Origin of the sequence: Agromyces archimandritae (genome assembly GCF_018024495.1) — a bacterium.
Taxonomy (GTDB): Bacteria; Actinomycetota; Actinomycetes; order Actinomycetales; family Microbacteriaceae; genus Agromyces; species Agromyces archimandritae.
The window spans coordinates 2,030,901-2,047,854 of sequence record NZ_CP071696.1 but is presented as its reverse complement, the minus strand read 5'-3'; the positions used below and the strand labels follow the sequence as shown (position 1 = coordinate 2,047,854).

The following is a 16,954-nucleotide window of genomic DNA, read 5'->3' as shown; positions in this document are numbered from 1 at the left end:
GCCGCGGGCGCCGGGCGGGATGCTGCGGGCGGCGGTGCCGGGGGCGGGGGCGCCGGCGGACCGGCGCCGGGGGTGCGAGCGCGGCCGGAAGCGCCGGCGACCCCGGAGCGGGGGTAGTGCCGGGGGCGGGGGCGCTGCGGCATCCGCACCCGAACCCTCGGCCGCGCCGACGCTGGAAGCCGTCGCCGCCCTCGCCGGGGTGTCGCGGGCGACCGTCTCGCGCGTCGTCAACGGCTCCCCGAAGGTCAAGCCCGCCGCCGCCGAAGCCGTCCACGCCGCGATCGCCGAACTCGGCTACGTGCCGAACCGCGCCGCCCGCTCGCTCGCGAGCCGCCGCACGCAGGCCATCGCGCTCGTCGTGCCCGAATCGGTCGCCCGCGTCTTCGCCGACCCCTTCTTCGCCTCGATCGTGCAGGGCGTCGCGCTCGCCCTCGCGCCCACCGACTACACGCTGACGATGCTCATCGAATCCGAGCAGGACCCGGGCAAAACCCGCCGCTACCTCGCCGGCGGCAACGTCGACGGCGCGATCGTCGTCTCGCACCACACCGGCGACCACTCCTTCGCCGAACTGAACCGGAGTCTGCCGGTCGTCTTCGGCGGCCGGCCGCTCGACGCCTCCGCCGAGTCGGGGTACAGCGTCGACGTCGACAACGTCGGGGCCGCGGCGGATGCCGCACGCCACCTCATCGCACGCGGACGCCGCCACCTCGCGACGATCGCCGGGCCGCAGGACATGCCTCCGGGCGTGGACCGGCTCGCCGGGTTCCGGGCGGGAGCCGGGGCCGCGTCGGGCGCCGGGGCGTCGGCCGCAGCTGGCGCAGAGGACGCCGGGGCATCCGCTTCGGCCGGCGCGGCCGGCATGTCCGGTGCCGCGGTGCTCGTCGAATACGGCGACTTCTCACCGGCATCCGGAGCCGCCGCGATGCGCCGCCTGCTCGAGCGCGGCGAGCCGATCGACGCCGTGTTCACCGCGAACGACCAGATGGCGCTCGGGGCGTGCACGGCGATCCGGGATGCCGGGCTCACCGTCCCCGGCGACATCGCCGTCGTCGGCTTCGACGACGACCTCTCGGCGGCGACCGCCTCGCCGCCGCTCACGACGGTGCACCAGCCCTCCGTCGAGATGGGCGCCGAGATGGCGCGCATCCTCGTGCGCCTCATCGAGGGCGAAGAGGTGCCCCGCCTCACCCTGCTGCCCACCCGCCTCGTGGTGCGCGCCTCGAGCTGAGGCGGCACGCCTGAGGGCGCCGCACGGGCGCCCCACGGCATCCACCGCCGGCCGGCACCCCGCCCCTGCCCCGCATGCCGACACTCCGCACGCCCAACGCGCGCGGTCTCCCGCCAGCGCCCCCGTCAGGCATGCCGATTCCCCGCCGACCCGTCAGGCGTACCGATTCCCCGCCGACCCCGTCAGGCGTGCCGATTCCCCGCCGACCCCTTCGTCCGATCGTCCCCCAACCCCGTCAGAAGTGCCGATCTCCCGTGGAAGTGCCGATCTCCCGCCAACGCATCTCCAGGAGTGCCGATCTCCCGCCGGAGTGCCCGGAAGTCGGCACTCCCACAGGAGATCGGCACTCCTGGCGCCGGGCGACCGCCGCACGGGCGCCCCACGGCATCCACCGCCGCCCCGCACCCCGCCCACCGCCGGCACTCTCACCCTCCCCCTGCGCAATGCAGGACCGCGCGCGTGTCGCGGGGCGTTCTGCCGCATGAGCAGCGCGACACGCCGTGCGCACTCCTGCATTGCGCAGAGGAGGACGCGGGTCGGAGGTCTGCGGAGCGATGAACGGGGTGGCGTGGATGCCCGGGGCCAGCCCGCTGCGCCGAGTGGATGCCGGGGCGCGAACCACGTGGCTGCGGCGCAGAGCTCACCCTCCCCCTGCGCAATGCAGGACCGCGCGCGTGTCGCGGGGCGTTCCGCCGCATGAGCAGCGCGACACGCCGTGCGCACTCCTGCATTGCGCAGAGGACAGGTGGCTCAGCAGTCGGCGGGGCGACGAACGTGAGGAGAGAGCGCGAGGAGGGAGCAAGGAGCCGGGCGCGCGAGGAGCAGGAGCGAGCCAGCGCACGAGGAACAGGAGCGAGCCAGCGCGCGAGGAACGGGAGCGAGCCAGCGCACGAGGAGCAGGAGCGAGCCAGCACGCGAGGCGGGAGCGAGCGGCGGGGGCGGGAGCCGCGCGCGGCTACCGGAACGCCGGCACGACCTCGGCGGCGATCAGGTCGAGCAATTCGAGGTCGTCGAAGTCGAGCACCTGCAGGTAGACGGTCTCGACCCCGATGTCGGCGAGGCCGCCGATGCGGTCGACGGCCTCGGCGGGGGTGCCGCCGATGCCGGTACGGCGGAGTTCCGCGGCGTCGCGGCCGATGCGGTCGGCGCGGCGGGCGTACTCGGCCTCGCTCGCGCCGACGGTGGTCGTCAGCGCGGCCGTGTAGGCGAGGGATGCGGGGTCGCGTCCGGCATCCACTGCGGCCTGCCGGACGAGCCCGAAGAGCTCGGCGATCTCGGCGTCGGAGCGGAACGGCACGTTGAACTCGCTCGCGAACCGGGCCGCGAGCGCCGGCGTGCGCTGCTTGCCCGCACCGCCGACGATCAGCGGGATCGGCTGCTGCACGGGCTTCGGCAGCGCCGGCGAGTCCTCGAGCAGGTAGTGCTCGCCGGCGAACGAGAACCGCTCGCCGGCCGGCGTGCCCCACAACCCGGTGACGACCGCAAGCTGCTCCTCGAGCATCCCGAACCGCTTGGGCGGGAACGGGATGCCGTACGCGCGGTGCTCGGCCTCGAACCAGCCCGTGCCGAGGCCGAACTCGACGCGGCCGCCGCTCATCTCGTCGACCTGCGCGACCTGCACCGCGAGCAGGCCCGGGTGCCGGAACGTCGCACTCGTGACGAGCGTGCCCAGCCGGATCGTCTCGGTCTCGCGCGCGATCGCGCCGAGCGTGACCCAGGAATCGCTCGGCCCCGGCATCCCGTCGCCGCCCATCGCGAGCAGGTGATCGCTGCGGAAGAACGCGTCGAACCCGAGCGCCTCGGCGCGCCGCGCCATCGCGAGCTGCTGCGCATAGCTCGCGCCCTGCTGCGGTTCGGTGAAGATGCGGAACTTCATACGGTGGGCTCCTCGGGGGCGGGTACGGCTGTGGTGGATACGACCGGGTCGGGGGTGGATGCCGGAGCGCGCCCCGGCCCGTCGTCGAACTCGACGCCGGCGAGCTCGGCGAAGCGTGCGCGCATGACGGCGACCGATGCGTCGTCGTCCTCGATCAGCACGAAGCGGCGGCCGAGGGTCGCGGCGACGACCCCGGTCGTTCCGGAGCCGGCGAACGGATCGAGCACGAGATCGCCTTCGCGGCTGGACGCCTGCAGGATGCGGCGCACGACCCCCTCGGGTGTGCGGTCGCCGTGCGCGGCCGGAGCTCCGCCCGCGGCATCCGCACCCGGGTCGGGAGCGGCGGCACTCGCGCCGTCGGCACCGGCGACACTCGCGCCCGCGGCCGACTCCGCGGTCGCACCGCGCGCGGCATCCGTACCCGAAGCATCCGCACCCCGGGCCGAGCCGGCGGCCTGCCCGCGGTCGCCGCCGACGATCGTGTGCCACCAGACATCGGTAGGCAGCTTTCCGAGCGCAGCTTTTTCGGGCGTGACCAGCCCCGGAGCCATGTAGGGCTCACGATCGACGGCCGACGCGTCGAACCAGACGCGTTTCGGGTCGCGCGCGTAGACGAGGATCGTGTCGTGACGGCGCGGCCAGGCGGCGGTCGCGGGCTCGCCGAAACCGGTGACCCAGACGATCTCGTTCATGAAGCCGTCGCGGCCCACGAGCGCATCGAGCATGACCTTCGCGTAGTGCGCTTCGCGCGCGTCGAGGCGGAGGTAGAGGGTTCCGTCGGCGGCGAGCAGGCGCCACACTTCGGCGATGCGGGGTTCGAGGAAGCCCCAGTAGTCGTCGAAGCGGTCGTCGTAGCGGGCGAGGGCGGCGCGCACCTCGTCGGCGGTGCCGCCGCGCAGGCGCGACACGGCATCCGTCGCCCCGCGTGCGGGCGCGGCGAGCGGGGCGTCGCGTCGCGGGTTCGCGGGCGGATGCAGGTAGGCGACGGTGACCGACCCGGCGCCGAGCGCGCGCAGCGCCTCGAGGGAGTCCGCATGGATGATGCGGCCGGATTCGGCGGGCATGCGTCAATCCTGCCAGGGCGCCGCCGCCGCGGCACGCCGCGTCGCCTACAGGTCGAGGCGGATGGAACCGCGGTAGCGGGGCGCGGTGCGCTCGCCGCGTTTGCGCGGAGGCGCCGCGAGTTCGTCCTCGTCGTCGATGAACGCGATGCCCTTGTCGCCGTCGCCGGGCAGCGGGGCGGGGGCGGGCAGCATCGACTGCCGGTCGAGTTCGACCTGCGCCTCGTACTTGCGGGGCGCGAAGACTTCGTCGCCGATGCCGAAGACGCCGGCGCCTCCCCCTCCGCGCCGTTTGTCGCGGAGGTCGATCCAGCCGAGCCGGATGGCGACCGCGCCCAGCACCACCGCTCCCGCGATGATCGCCGACACGATCCAGCCATTCACGCGGGCGAGTCTAGCCGAGCCGACCGAACGCCTCGTGCCGGGTGTGGATGCCGGGGCGCGCCGTCACGGCCGATCCGCCGTCAGGGCACCCGGTTCAGCCACTCCGGGGTGGAGAACTTCGAGGCGACGAGCGCTTCGGCCTCGGCGAGTTCGTCGTCCGTGACGTGGCCGGGGGTCGCTCCGTAGAGGGTGGTGAAGGTCTGCTTGAGGCTTTCGATGATGGCCGCGCGGCTGAGACCGGTTTGCGAGCGGAGCGGATCCACCCGCTTGTCGGCCGAGGCGATGCCCTTGTCGCTGAGCTTCTCGCGGCCGATGCGCAGGACCTCGAGGAGTTTGGCGTTGTCGATGTCGTACGACATGGTGACGTGGTGGAGCACGCCGCCGTTGCCGAGCCGCTTCTGCGCGGCGCCGCCGATCTTGCCGAGGGGGCTCGCGATGTCGTTGAGGGGCTGGTACGTGGCGTCGATGCCGAGGGTACGGAGGCCCTGCAGCACCCAGTCGTCGAGGAACGCGTAGGAGTCGGCGAAGCTCATGCCCTGCACGAGTTCGGCGGGCACGTACAGGGAGTAGGTGACGACGTTGCCCTTCTCCATCATCATCGCGCCGCCGCCCGAGATGCGGCGCACGACCTCGAAGCCGTGGCGCGCGGCGCCGTCGGGGTCGACCTCGTTCTTGACGGACTGGAAGCTGCCGATGACGACGGCCGATTCGTCCCATTCCCAGATGCGGAGCGTCGGTTTGCGGCGGCCTTCGCCGACGCGGGTGGCGAGGACTTCGTCGAGCGCGAGGTGCACGCGCGGCGGCACGGCGGCGTCGTGCACGAGCTCCCATTCGAAGTCCGCCCAACTGCGAGCGTCGGTGAGGGCACGGCGGACGGCGACGGCGACGGCTTCGGCCGAGAAGCCGAGGAGGACGGCGTCGTCACGCAGGCTGCCGCTGATGGCGGCGGCGATGGATTTCGCGTCGGATGCTGCCGGCAGCCCGTTCACGGCGGCGTCGATGTCGCCGAGGGCTTCGTCGGGTTCGAGGAAGAAGTCGCCGGCCAGGCGGAAGTTCCTGATCACCCCATCGTCGACGTCGAAGTCGACGACGACGAGCTTGCCGCCGGGAACCTTGTACTCACCGTGCATGGCGACCATGCTATGCCCGGCCTCCGACACTCGGCGCGGCGCGGGGCGGCGACCCGGCTCCCGGGCCGCGCCGCCCGGAGCCGCGGAGGCTCAGCGCCCGAAGATGCGGGAGAAGAATCCGCCCGTGGAGGCCTGCTTGGGGTGGTCGCCGGGGCACCACTGCCCGGCCGGAACGGTGCGCTTGACGTCGGCGACGTGCTGGCCGCAGCCGGCCCAGGTGGTCTTGCCGCAGGTCTTGCAGGTGACGGCTCGGCACATAGTGGGGTTCCTCGTTCTCTCGGGTGTGGATGCCGGAGCGCGCTCGCGCCGCCGGGCACCGGTCGCATGCGCGACCCCTCGACAATACCCGAGGGGGTATTCACTGCCTGGGAGAAGCATGTGGAAGCGGCCGCGCCCCGGGCGGCGCCGATAGGCTCCGGGCCATGGGAAACGCGGCACGACCCGACTCGGCACGGCTCGTCGCATGGGGATCCGCGATCGTCCTGGCCCTCGCCGACATCGCGACCTCGATCGCCACGGCGAGTCTCTGGCCACTCGCAGCCTTCGCCGGGCTCGCGATCCCGCTCATGCCCTTCAGAACTCGCAGCTGACCGTGTCGCGGTACCTGCCTGCACGGGCGGCCCGGATGGTGCCGGCGGTGAGGGCTTGCGTTGGGGCCGCGGCGATCTCGATCGTGTCGCTGTCCTCCAGCCAAGGCGCGTCCGAGCAGGCCGCGAGCACCGTCCATTCAGGCGAACCGCGAGTGAAATCGAAATCGTCGCTGTCGCCGCCGAACAGCACCGAAACATCCTGTAGCAGGTAGGTCGCGTCCTCCGGCAGGTACTGATCGGCTTCGGCCATCGTCACTCCGACCAGGTCCGACGGCGCTGTCGTCCGGGGCTGCGCACACCCGAGGAGACCGAGGACCATGGCGACAGGTAGGCTGACGCCGGCGAGCGTTCTCAGTAGCAATAGATCGAATTCGGTGTCGGGTTGAACGCGGACAGGGATGCGCTCGTGCGATCCGAGACGATGATCGCGTCCACGTAGGTGAGCTCACGGATCTTGTACGTATGCTTGGTCCCGATCGGCTTCGCCCGCCAGGACTGGCCTGCCGAGAGGGCCGGCGACTCGCAGGAAACGCTGATGCTCTGCGTCGCCGCCGAGCTGACGTTGAGGCTCGAGGCCACCTGCGCACGCGTCGCTCCGAAAGACAGGCCGATCGTGCGTGTGGCGCTGCTGCCGCTTCGAACGGTCCGTGTCTTCACGCCGAAAGCGTATCGAGGGGCACTGGTGGGTCCATACCCCCAAAAGATGCGACATGCGGTCCTGGAAGAGCGCACCGCATCAACCGCACCGCCACCTCACGGAGGGCAAGTCCCGTGATGTGGGGTAGCGCGGTGTGTTCCTTCGCTGGCGGACTTCAGCGGCGAGTGCGGGGAGGTCAGCCCCTTCTCGGTACCGGTGAAGGACCGTCTCGATACCCACAGGCCTCAGTCGACGGCGAAGCGTTCGTCGAGCCAGCACACGAGGTCGGCGATGACCGCGTCGCGGTTCGTCTCCTGGAAGAGCTCGTGGCGGGCGCCCTCGTAGGCGATGAGCGAGACGTCCACGAGGCCGGCGCGGCGCTCGTAGGCGAGGGCGAGGCACCGGGCGCTCTCGGCGCCGCCGAGCGGGTCGTCGGTGCCGACGAGGATGAGGAGGGGCAGTTCGGGCGGCAGCCCGCGGGCGGGGCGGCCGAGCAGGCGTGCGGCGTCGCGCAGGCCGAAGAGCTTCTGCAAGGGCACGGTCGTCGTGTACGGGTCGTCGATGAAGGCCTGCGCGACGGCGGCGTCGCGGCTCAGCCACTCCATGCCGGTGTCGCCGGTCGCCCGGAATCGTCGGTTCAGATCGCCCGATTCCATATGCCGCAGGGTGCGGTAGGCGGTGCCGGTGAACACGACGCCGTCATAATCGAGCGGATGCCGGTTCACGATGATCTGGCCCATCAGCGAACCCCAGGAATGCCCGAGGAACACGAGCGGCACGTCCGGTTCGGCGTCGCGGATGACGCCCGTGAAGCCGCGCACCGCGTCGATCGCCGCGCGCAGGCCGCCCGGGCCGAGCCGCCCCATCCGGTCGAGGTCGCCGCCGTGCTGCTCGAAGCCGGTCTGTCCGTGCCCACGGTGGTCGTTCGCGTACACCGTGTACCCGGTGGCGTTGAGCTCGGCGATGAGCCACGCATACCGGCCGATGTGCTCGCCGACGCCGTGCGCGAGCTGCACGACCGCGCTCGGCTCGGGCACGCGGTGCGCCTCGTAGTGGATGTGCACGCCGTGCGCGTCGGTGAAGTGCGGCATGAGCACAGTGTGGCAGGGGTGGATGCGGGTGCGCACCCGGCATCCACCGCCGCATCTGCTTCTCTACTGTCGAAAGCCCGCTAACCGGGCTCTTCGGAGATCTGGTGGGGGTGAGGTGTCCGGGGCGTGACTGGCGTGTAGGGGTCGAGGTCCCCGAGGATCAGAAGCGCTAACCACCTGATTCCGACCGAGGACCTCGACGTGCTTCACCTTACTTCGGGGCGCGTTGACGCGCGTCCGGCTGCTGATCCCTGTGACCGTTGTGACCTGCTGCTGGGCCTGGACGGGGTCCACGTCGAGCATGTCGATCGCCGTGACGGCCTGCTGACGGTCACGGTCTCCAGCCCGCCGGGACCTGCCGGGTGCCCATCGTGCGGGGTGATCGCGACCGGTCGTGGCCGCCGACGCCGGGTGCTGCGGGACGTGCCTGGCGCTGACCGGGTGCGCCTGGTATGGCGGCAACGCGTCTTCCGCTGCGAGGACACCGACTGCGGCCGGAAGACGTTCATGGAACAGCTCCCGTCGTTGGTCGCCCCACGCGGATCGATCACGGCCCGTGCCGTGGTCTGGGCGATCGGGCAGTTGCGTCGCGAACACGCCACCGTCCAAGGCTTGGCTCGTCAGCTCGACACGTCGTGGAAGACGCTCTGGCGGGCCGTCGAACCCGAACTCGAGCAGCTTGCCGCCGACGAGTCCCGGTTCGACGGGGTCAGCACCCTCGGTGTCGATGAACACATCTGGCACCACGTCGATCCCGCATGCGCGGCCCGAAGGAGTTGACCGGGATGGTCGACCTGACCCGCGACGAGCACGGCAAGACGCACGCCAGGCTGCTGGACCTCGTGCCCGGCCGTTCCGGGCGCGTCTACAAGGCCTGGCTGGACCAACGCGGCGAGGACTTCCGTCGGAACGTGAAAGTGGCCGCCTTGGATCCCTTCGCCGGCTACAAGGCCGCCATCGACGACAAGCTCCACGACGCGATCGCCGTGCTGGACGCGTTCCACGTTGTGAAGCTCGCTACCGCCGCCGTCGACGAGGTCCGCCGCCGGGTCCAACAGGACACCCTCGGCCATCGCGGCCGGAAGGGCGACCCGCTCTACGGGATCCAGACCATCCTCCGCGCCGGGGCCGAGCACCTCACCGACAAGCAACGAGCACGTCTGGTCGCCGCGATCAACGCCGACCCCGCCCACGAGGAAGTCTTCATCGCCTGGCAGTGTGCACAGCAACTCCGCGCCGCCTACCACGCGAAGGATCTGGCCCAAGGACGACGGATCGCCGTCACCGTCGTCGACACGTTCCACACCTGCCCGATCCCCGAGATCGCCCGCTTGGGCCGCACCCTGAGACGGTGGCGCGACGCGTTCCTGGCCTACTTCACCACCGGCCGCTCATCCAACGGCGGCACCGAGGCCGTGAACGGCATCATCGAACTCCACCGCCGCCTCGCCAGAGGCTTCCGCAACCGCCACAACTACCGCCTCCGCATGCTCCTCGCCGCCGGCGGCCTCACCCCATGACCCCCACCGGATGTCCGAAGAGCCGCTAAGGCTCTTCGGAGATCTGGTGGGGGTGAGGTGTCCGGGGCGTGACTGGCGTGTAGGGGTCGAGGTCCCCGAGGATCAGAAGCGCTAACCACCTGATTCCGACCGAGGACCTCGACGTGCTTCACCTTACTTCGGGGCGCGTTGACGCGCGTCCGGCTGCTGATCCCTGTGACCGTTGTGACCTGCTGCTGGGCCTGGACGGGGTCCACGTCGAGCATGTCGATCGCCGTGACGGCCTGCTGACGGTCACGGTCTCCAGCCCGCCGGGACCTGCCGGGTGCCCATCGTGCGGGGTGATCGCGACCGGTCGTGGCCGCCGACGCCGGGTGCTGCGGGACGTGCCTGGCGCTGACCGGGTGCGCCTGGTATGGCGGCAACGCGTCTTCCGCTGCGAGGACACCGACTGCGGCCGGAAGACGTTCATGGAACAGCTCCCGTCGTTGGTCGCCCCACGCGGATCGATCACGGCCCGTGCCGTGGTCTGGGCGATCGGGCAGTTGCGTCGCGAACACGCCACCGTCCAAGGCTTGGCTCGTCAGCTCGACACGTCGTGGAAGACGCTCTGGCGGGCCGTCGAACCCGAACTCGAGCAGCTTGCCGCCGACGAGTCCCGGTTCGACGGGGTCAGCACCCTCGGTGTCGATGAACACATCTGGCACCACGTCGATCCCCGCATGCGCGGCCCGAAGGAGTTGACCGGGATGGTCGACCTGACCCGCGACGAGCACGGCAAGACGCACGCCAGGCTGCTGGACCTCGTGCCCGGCCGTTCCGGGCGCGTCTACAAGGCCTGGCTGGACCAACGCGGCGAGGACTTCCGTCGGAACGTGAAAGTGGCCGCCTTGGATCCCTTCGCCGGCTACAAGGCCGCCATCGACGACAAGCTCCACGACGCGATCGCCGTGCTGGACGCGTTCCACGTTGTGAAGCTCGCTACCGCCGCCGTCGACGAGGTCCGCCGCCGGGTCCAACAGGACACCCTCGGCCATCGCGGCCGGAAGGGCGACCCGCTCTACGGGATCCAGACCATCCTCCGCGCCGGGGCCGAGCACCTCACCGACAAGCAACGAGCACGTCTGGTCGCCGCGATCAACGCCGACCCCGCCCACGAGGAAGTCTTCATCGCCTGGCAGTGTGCACAGCAACTCCGCGCCGCCTACCACGCGAAGGATCTGGCCCAAGGACGACGGATCGCCGTCACCGTCGTCGACACGTTCCACACCTGCCCGATCCCCGAGATCGCCCGCTTGGGCCGCACCCTGAGACGGTGGCGCGACGCGTTCCTGGCCTACTTCACCACCGGCCGCTCATCCAACGGCGGCACCGAGGCCGTGAACGGCATCATCGAACTCCACCGCCGCCTCGCCAGAGGCTTCCGCAACCGCCACAACTACCGCCTCCGCATGCTCCTCGCCGCCGGCGGCCTCACCCCATGACCCCCACCGGATGTCCGAAGAGCCACTGAAGCCGATCGCGACTCCGGTTAGAGAATCGCACTGAAGGAACACCGTACCGGCGCTCACCCCACTCGGAGCCGAAGGCGCCGGAGGCAGGGGGTTCTCGACCCAGACCAATCCCGCCTGTGTCCAACTCCAGGCGGAGTCCACGAGCCCGGACCCTCGCCACGCTCCCTGGCAGTAGCCGCCGTGCGATGCCGGGGTGTGGTAGTACCCACCCCCGTACCCGGAGGTTCCTGCGCTCTCCCACCACGATCCTGCCCCGACCGGGTTGTTCCCGGCGGCGCAGGTGACCGAGAGGTAGGTGGTGTACCCACCCGGGGCGGCCACGTAGTCCGTGGAGTTCCAGGCGTTCACGCTGGGCGGATAGACGGCCGTGGTGAACGCCGATCCCGTCCATGCCGACCATGCCGACGTCCTGGTGGATGCGGGTGCGCACCCGCATCCACCCCTGGGCCCGACCCGGCCCCCGACCCCTACCGCGCCGGCGACGTCAGCCAGCCGACGACGACGTCGCCGATCATGGTGCGGAGGTGGCCGGCGAGGGCGGGTTCGTGCAGGTCGCGGTCGAAGAGGTAGCCGAAGGTGTGCTGGTTGGCGACCTGGAAGACGCAGTAGGAGCTGATCAGCAGGTGCACGTCGAAGGCGTCGACGGCGGTGCGGAAGGAGCCGTCGGCGCGGCCGCGTTCGAGGATGTCGTCGAGGATGTCGACGGCGGGGCGGCTGAGTTCGCGGATCGATTCGATGCGGCGGATGAACTCGCCGCGGTGCACGTTCTCGATGGCGACGAGGCGGATGAATTCGCTGTGGCGCACGTGGTGGTCGTAGGTGAGTTCGGCGAGGCGGCGCACGGCTTCGACGGGGGCGAGGTCGCCGACCTCGAGGGTGCGTTCGGCGTCGCGGATGCCGCGGTAGGCCTTTTCGAGCACGGCGAGGTAGAGCTGTTCCTTGCCGCCGAAGTAGTAGTAGATCATCCGCTTGGTGGTGCGGGTGCGGTCGGCGATCTCGTCGACGCGGGCGCCCGAGTAGCCGGCGTCGGCGAAGACCTCGGTGGCGACGTCGAGGAGTTCGGCCTTGGTGCGTTCGGCATCGCGTTGGCGCGTCACGGGATCGCTCACGCGTCAACCCTAGACGCGGCCGGCGTCCGTTCGGCGGAGCCGCCCGCGAGCAGGTGGCGCGGGGTGTCGACGAGCATCGCGGCGAGGTCGTCGTCGGTTGCGCCGGCTGCTCGCAGCCGGGGCAGGATGCCGGTGTGCAGGTGCTCCATGTGCCAGTCGGGGGCGGTGGCGGCCCGCCACGACGGCGGGGTGACGCGGCTGAAGAAGGAGGCGTCGTGCGAGAGCACGATGCGGTCGCGGTAGCCGGCCTCGAGGAGGGCGAGCAGGGTGCGGATGCGTTGCTCGTCGCTGCCCATGTGTGCCATGCCGAAGCGGTCGAAGCCGAGGGAGGAGCCGGCGTCGGCGAGCGCCCGCAGGTAGTCGAGGTCGCCCGAGTCGCCGGCGTGGCCGATGACGATGCGGTCGGGTGCGACGCCGTGGCGGTCGAGGAAGGCCTGCTGGACGAGGCCGCCGCGACCCGAGGAGTGGGTTGTGATCGGCACCCCGGTTTCGAAGTGGGCGGCCGCTGCGGCGGCGAAGACGCGTTGCACGTCGGGCGGCAGCTCCTCGCCTTCCGAGACGACTTTCAGCATCCCGGCGCGGATGCCGGTGCCGGCGATGCCTTCGCGGATGTCGCGGAGGAAGAGGTCTTCGAGCGGATCGGCCCCGCCGACGAGGCGGCCCGGTCCGTGGCTGCGGAGCGACGGCGGCAGCACGTCCGCCGTGTAGTACCCGGTCGCGGCGACCAGGCGGATGCGGGTGGCCTCGGCCACGCGCCGCACGAGGGCGACGTCGCGGCCGAGGCCGGGCACGGTGAGGTCGACGACGGTGCGCACGCCGAGCCCGTAGAGGCGCTCGAAGCCGGCGACGGCGCGTTCGACGGCGGCCTCCTCATCCCATTCGGGATGCGGGAGGTCGCGGTCGAGCTGCGGATCCCGCACGAACACATGCTCGTGCAGGAGGGTGGGGCCGAGGTCGGCCCCGGCCGCATCGCCGGTGAAGGTGGGGACCGTGCGTTCCGTCATCATCCTCAGTTCGCGGTGGTGCGGATCGCCTGGAAGACCTCGAGGGAGTCGTCGTCGAGGTTCTCCTCGAGGTAGGCGACGGCCTGCTCGCGGAAGGCGTCGACATCCACGTCGTCGACGATCTCCCACTCGCCGCCGGCACGCCACTCGTCGAGCTTGGCGGCTTCGTCCTCTTCGACGCAGCTCGTGACCTCGGCGACGGCCGTCTCGACGGCGGCCGACAGCGCATCCTGCTGCTCGCCGTTCAGCTCGTTCCACACGGGCCCGACGATGAGGAGGTTGGTGTTCAGCTGGTGGCTGGTGAGGCTCAGGTAGTCCTGCACCTCGGCGAGGTTCTGCGAGTCGATGTTGGTGATCGGGTTCTCCTGGCCGTCGGCCGTGCCCTGCTGCAGGGCGAGGTACAGCTCCTCGTAGGCGACCTCGGTGGCGGCGGCGCCGAGCGCCTTCGCATTGATGAGGAACTGCGGCGAGCCCGGGAAGCGGACGCGGAGGCCCTCGAGGTCGGCCGGCTCGCGGATGGCCTTGTTCGCGGTGAACTGGCGTGCGCCGGCCGACCAGGCGTCGATGACGTGCACGCCGGTCTGCTCCTCGAACGCCTCGAGCACGGGCTTCGCCTCATCGCTCGCCATGAAGGCGGCGAGGTGCTCGGCGTCGTCGAAGGCGTAGGCGGCGTCGAGCACGCTGATCGGCTCGTACAGCGCACCGAGCGCCGAAGCGCCCTGGATGTCGATGTCGATGTCGCCGGATGCGACCGAGGCGATGCGGTCGGCGTCGCCGCCGAGCTGGCTCGACGAGAAGATCTCGACGTCGAGGCCGACATCGGCCGCGGCGACCTCGTCGGCGATGACCTGCGCGCCGCAGCGGTGCTGCGGCTGGTCTTCGGTGTAGCTGTGGGCGAGGGTCAGTTCGATGGCGGCGCCGTCGCCGCCTTCGGCCCCGGCGTCGTCGCCGGAGCAGCCCGTCAGGAGCATGGCGGGGATCGCGGCCGTCGCGATCCACAGCGCCCGCTTCGAGCGTCGTGCGTTCATTGCTCTTCCTCTCTTCGGTGCAACCGGCGGGAGTCCGCCGATGCGGCGGCCGCCTCTGCGGCGACCAGGTCTCGGAGATCGGCGAGCATCGCCCGCCGATCGGCTGTTTCGCCCGTGAAGATCTCGAAAGCGTCGGCGGCCTGCCCCATCGCCATGCCGAGGCCCGGCATCACCCGGCAGCCGCGTGCGGCCGCCTCGGCCAGCAGCGCCGTCTCGACGGGCCGGTAGACGATGTCGGCGACCCAGAGGCGCGGCTCCAGCAGGGCCGGATCGAAGGCCGTGCCGGGGTGGGCGGCCATGCCGAAGGGCGTCGCGTTGACGACGCCGTCGGCCGCGGCGAGTTCGGCCGCGAGCGCGTCGGGGGCGGCGGCGCGGACGCTGGGGCGCGAGGCGGCATCCACTGCGGATGCCAGCTCGCCGGCCCTCCGGGCGTCGAGATCGACGATGACGAGCTCGGCGATGTCGCGTTCGGCGAGCGCCGTGGCGACCGCAGCCCCGGCGCCGCCCGCGCCGACGAGCACGACCGTGCCGTGCGGGCCGGCGCCGATGGCCTCGTCGAAGGCCTGCCCGAACCCGGTGACGTCGGTGTTGTGGCCGATGCGGCGGCCGCCGTCGAAGACGACGGTGTTCACGGCGCCGACGCGGCGGGCGGCGGGGCTGAGCTCGTCGAGCAGCGGCAGGATCGTCTGCTTGATCGGGTGGGTGATGTTCAGCCCGTCGAAGCCGAGGCGCTGGGCGGATGCCAGGAGGCCCTCGACGGCGTCGGGCGTCGCTTCTGCGGGGTCGAGGTCGATCGTGCGGTACACGTAGGGCATGCCGTGCCGGGCGCCCTCGCGCTCGTGCATGGGCGGGGTCAGCGAGGGGGTGACGCCCTCGCCGATCAGGCCGATGAGCACGGCGCGACGCTCGGGCGAGGCGCCGGTGGAGCGAAGACTCACAGGCCGAGCACCTCCGGCAGCCACAGCACGGCGTCGGGGAACAGCACGGCGAGGATCACGATGACGAGCGAGGGGATGATGAACGGCAGGCAGCCGCGGAACACCTCGCCGATCCTGGTTTTCGAGATCGCGGCTGTGACGAACAGCACGGTGCCGACGGGCGGGGTGAGCAGGCCGATCATGAGCGAGATGATGATGATGACGCCGAGCACGATCGGGTCGACCTCGTAGCGCAGCGCGATCGGCATGAGGATCGGCACGATGAGGGTGAGGATCGCGGTCGCGTCGATGACGGTGCCGAGGATGAGGCAGAGCACGACGCAGAGGGCGAGGAACACGGTCGGGTTCGAGGTGATGCCGAACATGAACTCGGTGAGCATCTGCGGCAGGCGTTCCTTGGCGAGGATGTAGCCGAGGAGCGAGGCGCTGGCGACGATGAGCATGATGCCGGCGGTCGTCGTCACGGTCTCGACGAGGCTGCGGATGAAGCCCTTGAACGACAACGAGCGCTGCACGATGCCGACGAGGAGGATGTAGACGACGCCGACCGCGGCCGCCTCGGTGGGGGTGAAGAAGCCGCCGAGGATGCCGCCGAGGATGATGAACGGGGCGAACAGCGGCAGCACGACGCCCTTCAGCGAGGCGAGCACTTCGGCTTTGTCGAAGCGGCCGGCCTGGATGGCGGGGTTTCGCCGGACGAGCACCCAGACGACGATGCAGAGGCCTGCGGCCATGAGGATGGCGGGCACGACGGATGCCGCGAACAGCGCCCCGGTCGACACGGCCGCGAGTCCCGAGAAGATGACGGCGGGGATGCTCGGCGGCATCACAGGGGCGATGAGGGAGGAGGAGGCCGAGACGCCGGTCGCGAAGCGGCGCCCGTAGCCGGCCTTCAGCATCGCGGGGATCTGCACCTTGCCGAGGGCTGCGGCGTCGGCGACGGCGGATCCGCTCATCCACGAGAAGCCGACGCTCGTGCCGACGGCGACGTAGCCGAGGTTGCCGCGCACCTTGGCGAGCACGGCCATCGCGAAGCGGAACAGGCGGTCGGCGATGCCGGCGTGGTTGGCGAGGGCGCCGAGGAGGATGAAGAGCGGCACGGCCAGCAGCGGGAAGCTGGCGGCGGCGTTGCCGACGTAGCGCAGGGCCATGCCGGCCGACTGGCCTTCGATGATCATGTAGGCCAGGGAGGGCCCGAGGAAGGCGAAGGCGACGGGCACGCGGAGGACGAGCAGCACCGCGATGGCGATGCCGAGGAGGGCGAGGCTCACGCGGAGGCTCCTTCGATGGTGTCTTCGACGTCGGCGAGCACGGGGCCGTGCCACGCGATGTCGACGGCGGCGATGGCGGAGCGGATGGTGGTGCTCACCATGCCGATGAGGACGGGGATGTAGATCCAGGACATGGGGATGCGCAGCACGGGCGACTTCACGATGCCCTGCGTCTCGATGAGGGCGATGGCCTCCATGGTGAGGCCGAAGCCGATGACGGCGACGCAGACGAGGGCGAAGGTCTGCACGATGCGCACGGCCATGGGGTTCGGCAGCGAGTCCATGATCTCGAGGGCGATGTGGCCGCGGGTGGTGATGAGCAGGCCGGCGGCCGAGAACGTCAGCCAGATGAGCGAGAACTTCGCGATCTCGCCCGACCAGGCGATGCCGTCGCCGGGCAGGTAGCGTTGCAGGGCCTGGATGAAGACGAGCACGAGGATCGTCAGCAGCGCGATCACGCCGATGGTGATCTCGACGACGCCGATGGCGCCGGCGATGCGGCGCAGGATGCGCGCTCGCGGGGGTGGGGCGTCGGTCACGACGGGACTCCTTTGTCGGGTCGAGCCCGCCGGCCGGAGCGCTTCGGGCGTG

The 16,954-nt window shown here is 71.1% G+C and carries 17 protein-coding genes and 1 pseudogene; 4 read left to right on the top strand and 14 right to left on the bottom strand.

The features are described 5' to 3' along the window. Nucleotides 1-199: 199 nt before the first annotated feature. A complete protein-coding gene (locus tag G127AT_RS09315) occupies nt 200-1,231 on the top strand; it encodes a LacI family DNA-binding transcriptional regulator (RefSeq protein ID WP_244857508.1) in 1,032 nt (343 codons plus the stop codon). 955 nt (nt 1,232-2,186) lie between these two features. Here the strand turns inward: G127AT_RS09315 and G127AT_RS09310 are convergent. The 5 genes from G127AT_RS09310 to G127AT_RS09290 form a co-directional block, all read right to left on the bottom strand. Next, nucleotides 2,187-3,107: an LLM class F420-dependent oxidoreductase gene (locus tag G127AT_RS09310; RefSeq protein ID WP_210896264.1), complete on the bottom strand. Its 921-nt coding sequence runs from the start codon at nt 3,105-3,107 to the stop codon at nt 2,187-2,189. Beyond that, nucleotides 3,104-4,171 (bottom strand): DNA-methyltransferase, encoded by a 1,068-nt coding sequence (locus G127AT_RS09305; RefSeq protein WP_210896262.1) that lies wholly within the window; start codon nt 4,169-4,171, stop codon nt 3,104-3,106. Before G127AT_RS09305 ends, G127AT_RS09310 begins: the two co-directional genes overlap by 4 nt. Nucleotides 4,172-4,216: 45 nt before the next feature. Beyond that, nucleotides 4,217-4,552, bottom strand: coding sequence for a hypothetical protein (locus G127AT_RS09300; protein WP_210896260.1), 336 nt, complete (start codon nt 4,550-4,552; stop codon nt 4,217-4,219). Between the two features lie 80 nt (nt 4,553-4,632). Further along, nucleotides 4,633-5,682 (bottom strand): lipoate-protein ligase LplAB, encoded by a 1,050-nt coding sequence (gene lplAB / locus G127AT_RS09295; protein ID WP_210896258.1) that lies wholly within the window; start codon nt 5,680-5,682, stop codon nt 4,633-4,635. A gap of 90 nt (nt 5,683-5,772) precedes the next feature. Then, complete coding sequence (locus tag G127AT_RS09290) at nt 5,773-5,940, bottom strand: hypothetical protein (protein ID WP_210896256.1); 168 nt, start codon at nt 5,938-5,940, stop codon at nt 5,773-5,775. A gap of 164 nt (nt 5,941-6,104) precedes the next feature. On the opposite strand from G127AT_RS09290, the gene G127AT_RS09285 reads away from it, so the two are divergent. Then, nucleotides 6,105-6,272, top strand: coding sequence for a hypothetical protein (locus G127AT_RS09285; RefSeq protein ID WP_210896254.1), 168 nt, complete (start codon nt 6,105-6,107; stop codon nt 6,270-6,272). Here the strand turns inward: G127AT_RS09285 and G127AT_RS09280 are convergent. From G127AT_RS09280 to G127AT_RS09270, 3 genes are all read right to left on the bottom strand, one after another. Further along, nucleotides 6,256-6,522: a hypothetical protein gene (locus G127AT_RS09280; RefSeq protein ID WP_210896252.1), complete on the bottom strand. Its 267-nt coding sequence runs from the start codon at nt 6,520-6,522 to the stop codon at nt 6,256-6,258. The two genes, G127AT_RS09285 and G127AT_RS09280, sit on opposite strands and share 17 nt — an antisense overlap. Before the next feature lie 101 nt (nt 6,523-6,623). Then, complete coding sequence (locus G127AT_RS09275) at nt 6,624-6,929, bottom strand: hypothetical protein (RefSeq protein WP_210896250.1); 306 nt, start codon at nt 6,927-6,929, stop codon at nt 6,624-6,626. A 225-nt stretch (nt 6,930-7,154) separates the two neighbouring features. Beyond that, nucleotides 7,155-8,000 carry an alpha/beta fold hydrolase gene (locus G127AT_RS09270; RefSeq protein ID WP_210896248.1) on the bottom strand — a complete coding sequence of 282 codons (846 nt, stop codon included), beginning with the start codon at nt 7,998-8,000 and terminating at the stop codon, nt 7,155-7,157. Nucleotides 8,001-8,201: 201 nt separating this feature from the next. On the opposite strand from G127AT_RS09270, the pseudogene G127AT_RS09265 reads away from it, so the two are divergent. Together G127AT_RS09265 and G127AT_RS09260 are read left to right on the top strand one after the other, a co-directional pair. Further along, nucleotides 8,202-9,520, top strand: a pseudogene (locus G127AT_RS09265) (ISL3 family transposase). A gap of 143 nt (nt 9,521-9,663) precedes the next feature. After that, on the top strand, nt 9,664-10,983 hold the full coding sequence (locus tag G127AT_RS09260; protein ID WP_425305851.1) for an ISL3 family transposase: 1,320 nt from the start codon (nt 9,664-9,666) through the stop codon (nt 10,981-10,983). 497 nt (nt 10,984-11,480) lie between these two features. Here G127AT_RS09260 and G127AT_RS09255 read toward each other — a convergent pair whose 3' ends face one another. Genes G127AT_RS09255 through G127AT_RS09230 form a run of 6 tightly spaced genes read right to left on the bottom strand, consistent with a single transcriptional unit; the run spans nt 11,481 to nt 16,902 of the window. Further along, on the bottom strand, nt 11,481-12,122 hold the full coding sequence (locus G127AT_RS09255; protein WP_210896246.1) for a TetR/AcrR family transcriptional regulator: 642 nt from the start codon (nt 12,120-12,122) through the stop codon (nt 11,481-11,483). After that, nucleotides 12,119-13,126 carry a phosphotriesterase family protein gene (locus tag G127AT_RS09250; protein ID WP_210896244.1) on the bottom strand — a complete coding sequence of 336 codons (1,008 nt, stop codon included), beginning with the start codon at nt 13,124-13,126 and terminating at the stop codon, nt 12,119-12,121. Before G127AT_RS09250 ends, G127AT_RS09255 begins: the two co-directional genes overlap by 4 nt. A gap of 5 nt (nt 13,127-13,131) precedes the next feature. Continuing rightward, entirely contained in the window at nt 13,132-14,154 is a 1,023-nt protein-coding gene (locus tag G127AT_RS09245) for a DctP family TRAP transporter solute-binding subunit (protein WP_210896242.1), read from the bottom strand. Beyond that, entirely contained in the window at nt 14,151-15,092 is a 942-nt protein-coding gene (locus G127AT_RS09240; protein ID WP_210896240.1) for a shikimate dehydrogenase, read from the bottom strand. The genes G127AT_RS09245 and G127AT_RS09240 overlap by 4 nt, the downstream gene beginning before the upstream one ends. After that, nucleotides 15,089-16,363, bottom strand: a complete 1,275-nt coding sequence (locus tag G127AT_RS09235) for a TRAP transporter large permease (protein ID WP_210896237.1) — start codon at nt 16,361-16,363, stop codon at nt 15,089-15,091. The genes G127AT_RS09240 and G127AT_RS09235 overlap by 4 nt, the downstream gene beginning before the upstream one ends. Continuing rightward, complete coding sequence (locus G127AT_RS09230; protein ID WP_210896235.1) at nt 16,360-16,902, bottom strand: TRAP transporter small permease; 543 nt, start codon at nt 16,900-16,902, stop codon at nt 16,360-16,362. Before G127AT_RS09230 ends, G127AT_RS09235 begins: the two co-directional genes overlap by 4 nt. Nucleotides 16,903-16,954 lie beyond the last annotated feature (52 nt).

What these genes read in the sequence shown, in the direction of transcription:
- G127AT_RS09310 (WP_210896264.1), bottom strand. Translation starts at nt 3,107, where the DNA reads ATGAAGTTCCGCATCTTCACCGAACCGCAGCAGGGCGCGAGCTATGCG.
- G127AT_RS09305 (WP_210896262.1), bottom strand. Translation starts at nt 4,171, where the DNA reads ATGCCCGCCGAATCCGGCCGCATCATCCATGCGGACTCCCTCGAGGCG.
- lplAB (WP_210896258.1), bottom strand. Translation starts at nt 5,682, where the DNA reads ATGCACGGTGAGTACAAGGTTCCCGGCGGCAAGCTCGTCGTCGTCGAC.
- G127AT_RS09290 (WP_210896256.1), bottom strand. Translation starts at nt 5,940, where the DNA reads ATGTGCCGAGCCGTCACCTGCAAGACCTGCGGCAAGACCACCTGGGCC.
- G127AT_RS09285 (WP_210896254.1), top strand. Translation starts at nt 6,105, where the DNA reads ATGGGAAACGCGGCACGACCCGACTCGGCACGGCTCGTCGCATGGGGA.
- G127AT_RS09280 (WP_210896252.1), bottom strand. Translation starts at nt 6,522, where the DNA reads ATGGCCGAAGCCGATCAGTACCTGCCGGAGGACGCGACCTACCTGCTA.
- G127AT_RS09270 (WP_210896248.1), bottom strand. Translation starts at nt 8,000, where the DNA reads ATGCCGCACTTCACCGACGCGCACGGCGTGCACATCCACTACGAGGCG.
- G127AT_RS09250 (WP_210896244.1), bottom strand. Translation starts at nt 13,126, where the DNA reads ATGACGGAACGCACGGTCCCCACCTTCACCGGCGATGCGGCCGGGGCC.
- G127AT_RS09245 (WP_210896242.1), bottom strand. Translation starts at nt 14,154, where the DNA reads ATGAACGCACGACGCTCGAAGCGGGCGCTGTGGATCGCGACGGCCGCG.